Here is a 7,139-nt window from a genome sequence, read left to right as displayed (position 1 = left end):
TTTTGCCTCGTCTGTTAGGTCTTTTAGGTTGGGTAGTTCCTTCATTTCTTTAATTTATCAGCTTTTGCCTTTTTGTCAATTTTCCTACGTTGAGCAATTACTAATTTTGTGACGACCGAACAGCTTTCCAAAGATGTATTGAGAAATGTCATTGATTTCAGTCAGTAGTAATAGATAGACTAATAAACCTGTACCGCCTGCGATTGGATTCCCACTAAGTGGCAGCATGATTAGATATGAGAGATGGCTAATTGTGTAGACATTCAGCATCAGTCCCCAGTGGAGCGTGCCGATCGCATTTAAAAAGCCCTCAGTTTCGCCATTAAGCAACATTCGCATCGGCAGGAGTAGAAACATATAGAGGGGAATGAAGATCAAAAACATTCCATACCAACCGATATAAATCCAGAAATATTGGAGGACTATGGCAAGATAAGCCCAGAGTAAAACGCGGCGATCGCTAAAGCGGGTAGGGATTAGAGAAAGATATTCACGAAGGGCAATAAAGCTGAGAACCATGAAAAAGACAATGGGAACAGGGTGCTTCAACAAGATAGCAAGGCTGAAAATTGTGACCATCACCCACCATGATTTGATGCGGGCTTTCAGTTCGCTATAGTCTGTATCCCAATGACTCAATGCTAAACCGAAAGTAATCATTGTGGCGATCGCTAGTAGTCCAAAAATTCCCGCAAGCGTGTATAGCACTGGTGTCGCGATGTTTATTCCCATATTTATTTCCATGGTTCGACCTCCTGTAGCATTCCTTGAATGCGATTAGTAATTGTCCAAATCTGAAGCAAGACAACTCCCGCTAAAAGAAACGTTAGCCATTGAGTAGGCTCAATTCCAAAACCTAATATCAAGCCAATGACTCCAAAAACTAAGGCGCGATCGCTTTTGCCCATTGGTCCCTCGTAGTGACGTTTGTGGTTAATCTCATAGCCCAAGACCCCGACCATTTCCGAGGCGATCGCTAAAATCACAATCCCGACAATCAAGGGAGCAGAAACACCTGCAACTAGGGCAAATGGTAAGTAGAGAAAAACATCGGATAAGACATCTCCCATTTCATTAAGAATGCATCCCAAGGCTGATTTCTGACCATGTTCGCGGGCAAGCATTCCATCAATCGCATTAAGAGCCATACGGACTAATAAGGCGATCGGTAAAGAGCATAGAACCTGTTGAGTTGTGGGTAGAAAGGAACTGGCGAATTGTGTACTTTGGACAAGTGCTAGCCCTGTCACCCCCGACAACAAAATCGCGGATATTGTTACTTGATTTGGGGAAATTTGCCATGTTGCCAATTGTTGGACTAATGGACGGAGTAGATTTTGAAAAGCTGATTTGCATTGATAGACGGAAATCATTGGCTGCTCCGAAAACTCATAAGCTCATCATGCCGTCTGTACCTATGTAATGAGAATGACTTGACCGAGTAAGCAGCGATCGCCACGAAGATTAAAGAAGTAGATCGAAGTAGGGCGAAGTTTTTTCGGAAAAATCTTGCTATATTTAGAAAAAACAGACAAAAGCCTCATAGCGCTTTGCGCTGTCCTCATTGGTAGCTCATATGTCCATATCTTCCACAATCCGCCCTGAAGCCCTTGATCAATGGCTTCCCAAAACTATCCAGCAGCGTTATGTGACAGAGCTACTGCGCCGAATTGGGATGACAAGGCGTAGAGCCGAGTGTTTTGTACGCCTAGCGCTTTATTTGTTTCTAAAAGATTGCCAATCTCAAAAAGCCCTCCCAAAACCACCGCTTTCAGAACTATCATTTCCACAAGGATGGGTGGAATGTAGTTGTCTGGAAGCTTCAGATGTGTTTTATAGCGATAAAGATCGTGGTGGCGATCGCTCAGCAGGAATGATGCTCAATAAGTTGGTTGATCTGGGATTAATCCAAAAGCAGTTTGACGGTAACTGTACTCAGATCAAAATTCAAGCTTTGCCAGAGTTGCTCAAAGGTGATAGTGCGGAGAGCAATGTTGATTTTGCGATCGATGCCTTTGATCCTCGTAGTGATGCAATTCCGATCGCTAATTTATTAGCTAGCAACTACAACTGGCTCAATCGCAATCATGATGCGGTTACCTATCGCATTGCCAATATTCTGCGCGATTGGGCTAGTCAATATGCAACAGGCTTGCGGGTATTACGTCGCGCCGACAATCATAATCCCGTTGGGTTTTATGCTTTCTATCCCACCAAACGCGAATCCGAAATTAAATTTTTTGAGCCTCCCAGTCGAGGGCTGCACCTGAGTCAAGTTGCGGATGTTGATCCGTTTCAAATGGCTTTGGCTGGTGATGAAACTTGTCGGTCTGTCTTTGTGCGAAGTTGGGTAATTGATAGTGAGTATCGCCAAACCTCTCAGCCCAGTCTCTTGCTAGACTCGCAACAAACTCTCCAGAGAATACAACAGGATTTTCCCAACCTCTGGGATATGTACACATTAATCATTCATCCTGATTATGCAGCATTAGCAGGAGCCTTGGGATTTCAGAAGACTAATGCTGATCCTAAAATGCCTTTATATTGGATGTATCAAGCAGTAGATAGATTCCTTAAACTTGATATGCAAAACCTAAATAGGTAAGGCGGCGCAAAGTGCCGCCTTACCTATTTAGAACTAATTAAAAAAGCTCCCCATTAGGATACTTTTTTGATTAAATCTGATGTTACGTGGAACTCAGATAATGAACCTCTTGCTGCTAGCATAACAGGGCAACCACGGGGGGATTGCCCCTACCTGTAAATTTTAGATCTTGTAGGGGCTGCGCCACAGGGCTTGCCCTAGACTTACGCCATCGCAAGAATTCCTTCCACGCAACATCAGTTAAATGTGTGCTGCGCGTTTATAAGCCTCATCCAAGACTTCGCTAAGCGTTGGGTGAGCGTGAACAATCGTCGCTAACTTCTGCACTGTTTGGCGATCGCGTATTGCCGCTGAAGCCTCATGAATCAAGTCCGAAGCATGGATACCGATGATATGCACGCCCAAAAGTTCGCCCGTATCTTCTCGGTAAACAATCTTGGCTAAGCCTTCAGTTTCTCCCTCTGCGATCGCCTTGGAATTGCCCTTAAAGTAAGACTTTGCTGTAGCAACCTTAAAGCCTTCCGCCGCACCTTTCTCTTTTGCCTGTGGTTCCGTCAAGCCGACAAAGCTAACTTCAGGATGGGTGAAGGCAGCCGCAGGAATGCTTTGATAATCAACCGTAGAAGCACGACCACACATATTCTCAACAGCAACAATACCCTGCGCCGAAGCCGCATGAGCCAACATCATCTTGCCCGTCGCATCACCGATCGCCCAAAGATGCGGAACAGAAGTAGCCATTGTGTCATCTACATCAATGAATCCGCGTTGATTTGGCGCAATACCTACGCTTTCTAAACCAAGATCCTTGGTAAGCGGAATCCGTCCTGTCGCCACCAAACAAGCATCTACTTCCAGAACTTCCACTACCTTCTTAGTCTTGGCATCGGTAAGTTCAATCTTGACGGGAGCACCTGCGGTAATCTTGGTGGCGAATACACCAGTTCTCGTTTCGATATCGCGAGGTTTGAGAAGTACACGCTCGGCAATCTTGGCAATATCAGGATCAAACCCTGGCATCAAAATATCTAAAGCTTCGATCATGGTTACTTCTGAACCAAGCGCTGTATAAACATCCGCAAATTCTAGCCCGATGTAACCACTACCGATAATCGCGACCCATTGGGGCAAGGTTTCTAAACGCACAGCCTGATCGCTGGTATAGACAGTTTTGCCATCGATTTCAATACCGCGTGGCACAAATGGCTCGGAACCAGTAGCAAGAATAATGTCTTTGGCGGTGTAGGTCTTACTGCCAACACTAACTTTCTGTACACCTGCGACACGACCACGACCTTCCAAAATATCTACACCTAATCGTTTGAGGCTATTGGTCAAGTCACCGCGCAATTTCAGTACTAAGTTATCGGCATGACTAGCGATCGCCCCGAGATCAAAATTTACTTCACCCACATCAATGCCTAATGCCTTAAGGCGAGACTTTGCCCGCATTTCACGCACTCGTCCCGAAGCTGCTAGCAATGCCTTGGAGGGGATGCAGCCACGATTAACGCAGGTTCCGCCCATTACGCCATCTTCGACGATCGCCGTTTTTAAGCCACAGGCGACGGCATGGAGGGCTGCGCCATGTCCACCAACACCAGCGCCAATAATGATCAAATCGTAATCAAATTTGTCCGACACCTAATCTTTCTCCAGTAGAATCGATCTACTATTTTTGCATCGTTTGGGTATCGCTATATTGGCTAACGCTGATTAGATACCATAACAATGCAAGTTTTGCGATGAAGTCTCAGTTATAGCTAAAATTTGGTAAGCTGAAAATACTAATTGGGGCTAGATGAGCTATGACCCTTGCGATCGCACAAGTACAGCATCAACCTGTCAGCCTAGATGAGTTTATTGCCCGTTATGGTGGTGATAATCGCTATGAATTGATTGATGGTGAGGTGTTCGATTTGGAACCAACAGGGCAGCATGAGGAAGTTGCGGCTTTGATCACGGCAAAAATCTGTGTGCAGATCGATCAATTAGGTTTGCCTTGGTTTGTGTTGCAAAGGGGCTTATTTCGTCCCTCTAGTGCAAGTACGACGGCTTTTCGTCCTGATGTGATGGTTGTAGATCGGACGGAAGTTGCGAAAGAATCTCTCTGGCAAGAACAATCAATCATCACAAGAGGTAGCTCAATCAAGTTTGTCGCGGAAGTTGTGAGTAGTAATTGGCAAAATGATTATGCTCGTAAAGTCGAGGATTACGCAGCGCTAGGTATTCCTGAATATTGGATTGCCGATTATTTAGGTTTGGGTGGGATTCGACATATCGGTAAGCCTAAGCAACCTACTCTTTCGATCTGTACGTTGGTAGAGGGGGAGTATGAAATTAATTTGTTTCGTGGTAATGATGCGATCGCTTCACCCACATTTCCAAATTTAAATTTAACTGCTGGACAAGTTTTGACCTAAAGCCACCAACTACCCCATATAAGAAATAGTGGTTAAATGCTTTTCTGCACCTTCTCCTAGAATCCAACGAATAGTTGTGAAAAATGCTGGCCAGTCATGTTTGCCATCACCGAAACGTTCGGCAGCAATTTGCTTTTTTAGTAAAATTGGATTAATTAACCCATCATCTCGATCATCAAGTTCTTGGGTTATTTCGCTAATTATAGCTACTCTTTCATTTTTCAATCTTTGAACATTGAGTCCCAACTTTTGAATGGTGAATTGCACATACTCAATGGGAATACCAGCATTTTTGCAAGCATTTTCGTCAGGTCTAATTTCACCATCTAAACTGCTAAAACGAAATAATCTTAATGTGGGCAACTCAAGAGGATTTAATAATTTGCCATCGGGAATAAAATCAGCTTTAGCAGCACTACAACAGGCAACTCTGTTAGGTGGTTGTGAGATTCTACGTTCATTTTCTTCTTCAGAAACATCAATATTTTCCATCCCCCCTCTGCAATTGGCTAACATATTCTGCCAATCTAGATCATAGTTTCTTTCTGGAGTGGATTGATTTCGCGGAATAAAATGCTCGACACAACGATCATTGGGATGTAGATCGATTTCACAATAAGCACAAAGTCCTTTTTGATCAATTACAAGTGTTTGACGGACAGAATTATAAGCACCAGTTCGTTTGAAACTTTTCCATGTTTTAGATTGAGAATTATTTTTATTTTTGTATTTCTGAAACTCAACTGGTTCTGGAGATTTAAGCACATTTTTCATGCGGTCATTTCACGCTCCAATCGACGGATTTGCATGTCGGCTCTAGTAATATCTGGATCAAATGATTTCCAGTCTTGTAACTTATCTCGCAGTCGTTTTGCTTCTTCTAAATTGCCATTATCGATCGCTTCAAAAAGTGCTGTTAATGTCCTTGATTCTTCGGTATTTGGTCGCAGATTATCTAGCCCTAAAACATAGCGCACAACATCAGAGCTTTTCATGCCTCTAGTAGGTGAGGGACATTCTTTGATTTGATAATCTTCTAAAATCTTGACTTGATGACGTTGTACAGTAGTAACAATTTCGGGACTATGGGTTGTGGCGATGATTTGAGTATTAGGAAATACTTTGCGGAGGTCGGGAATAATTTTTTGTTGCCAAGTTGGATGGAGGTGTAAATCTAACTCGTCAATCATTAAAACGGCTTCGGCTTCTAACGGATTTTCCATCTGTGGGTTTGCCTGTGCTAAACGTCTTGCAAAGTCCATTACAAGCGCTAACATATTGCGATAGCCTGAGCTTAATTGATTAAGTGATAGTTCAATTTTCTCACCTGTTTCTGTTTCCCATTCAACCATTAACCTAGCTGATGTATCTTGAGCAAAATCAACAGTCGCATTTGGTGCAATGATAGTGGAAATTGCTTTTCGTATTTGTTTCAAATCGGGGAGTTCAAACTTGGTATTTCCTGTTTTTTGAACTATGCTCAGTTCGTGAAATCTACGAATAAAGAACCAGTCAGCTAAATCCGTAAAATTCGCGGATGCGTTAAGAGCATTTTTGAAAGCATTAAATTTATTAGATGATTGATTGAAAACATCTTTAATCTTAATAATACCGTTTCGATTTTCTTTATAATAAATTATGAGGTCAAGCGTATTGTCTTCTCTCTCATTTTTATATTTATCATCTATTGATCGAAGCAATTTACTAAGTTTTGGACTACCAAAATCTGCTCCAAATCCTATACTATTTTCATCAGTAAAAACATTCCCATCTTCACGCGAAAAAATATTATTATATTTAATAAACCATTCTGGAAATCCTTTAACTAAAGCCTGAAATTCTGGGGTGATACGCTTGTTTTCCTGTTTAAGATTATTTTTTTGAACTGATAAATCGCTTTTAAAAATAGGCGACTTATCCTCATTTTGATTTGCAATTCGTTGAATTTGCGATATATAGGGATACATTGCAGCAGAAATAGCATCTAATACGGCACTTTTACCCGAACCATTATTACCAACGAATATATTGATATCTGGATTTAAGTTAATTGTTAGATCTTCAAAACATCGAAAGTTTTTAATCTTAACTTGTTGAATATGCATTGAAAT

7 protein-coding genes are annotated in these 7,139 nt (G+C 42.2%); 2 read left to right on the top strand and 5 right to left on the bottom strand.

Going from position 1 to position 7,139, the window contains the following annotated elements:
* Window positions 1-84: 84 nt before the first annotated feature.
* Together H6G05_RS20095 and H6G05_RS20090 are read right to left on the bottom strand one after the other, a co-directional pair.
* Window positions 85-732 (bottom strand): phosphatidate cytidylyltransferase, encoded by a 648-nt coding sequence (locus tag H6G05_RS20095; protein ID WP_242025688.1) that lies wholly within the window; start codon window positions 730-732, stop codon window positions 85-87.
* Between the two features lie 2 nt (window positions 733-734).
* Entirely contained in the window at window positions 735-1,373 is a 639-nt protein-coding gene (locus tag H6G05_RS20090) for a CDP-alcohol phosphatidyltransferase family protein (protein ID WP_190580787.1), read from the bottom strand.
* Window positions 1,374-1,576: 203 nt separating this feature from the next.
* On the opposite strand from H6G05_RS20090, the gene H6G05_RS20085 reads away from it, so the two are divergent.
* Window positions 1,577-2,605: a hypothetical protein gene (locus tag H6G05_RS20085; RefSeq protein WP_190580785.1), complete on the top strand. Its 1,029-nt coding sequence runs from the start codon at window positions 1,577-1,579 to the stop codon at window positions 2,603-2,605.
* Window positions 2,606-2,845: 240 nt separating this feature from the next.
* Here H6G05_RS20085 and lpdA read toward each other — a convergent pair whose 3' ends face one another.
* The gene (gene lpdA / locus H6G05_RS20080) at window positions 2,846-4,249 is read right to left on the bottom strand and encodes a dihydrolipoyl dehydrogenase (protein WP_190580783.1); all 1,404 of its coding nucleotides are present in this window, start codon (window positions 4,247-4,249) and stop codon (window positions 2,846-2,848) included.
* A 164-nt stretch (window positions 4,250-4,413) separates the two neighbouring features.
* On the opposite strand from lpdA, the gene H6G05_RS20075 reads away from it, so the two are divergent.
* The gene (locus H6G05_RS20075; protein WP_190580781.1) at window positions 4,414-5,028 is read left to right on the top strand and encodes a Uma2 family endonuclease; all 615 of its coding nucleotides are present in this window, start codon (window positions 4,414-4,416) and stop codon (window positions 5,026-5,028) included.
* Between the two features lie 9 nt (window positions 5,029-5,037).
* Here the strand turns inward: H6G05_RS20075 and H6G05_RS20070 are convergent, their stop codons facing one another.
* Window positions 5,038-5,802 carry a retron system putative HNH endonuclease gene (locus H6G05_RS20070; protein ID WP_190580779.1) on the bottom strand — a complete coding sequence of 255 codons (765 nt, stop codon included), beginning with the start codon at window positions 5,800-5,802 and terminating at the stop codon, window positions 5,038-5,040.
* Window positions 5,799-7,133: an AAA family ATPase gene (locus H6G05_RS20065; RefSeq protein ID WP_190580777.1), complete on the bottom strand. Its 1,335-nt coding sequence runs from the start codon at window positions 7,131-7,133 to the stop codon at window positions 5,799-5,801. Before H6G05_RS20065 ends, H6G05_RS20070 begins: the two co-directional genes overlap by 4 nt.
* Window positions 7,134-7,139 lie beyond the last annotated feature (6 nt).

The sequence above is a fragment of the Phormidium tenue FACHB-1050 genome (assembly GCF_014696925.1).
Classification (GTDB): domain Bacteria; phylum Cyanobacteriota; class Cyanobacteriia; order Pseudanabaenales; family Pseudanabaenaceae; genus Pseudanabaena.
This window is presented reverse-complemented; position numbering and strand designations above follow the sequence as displayed.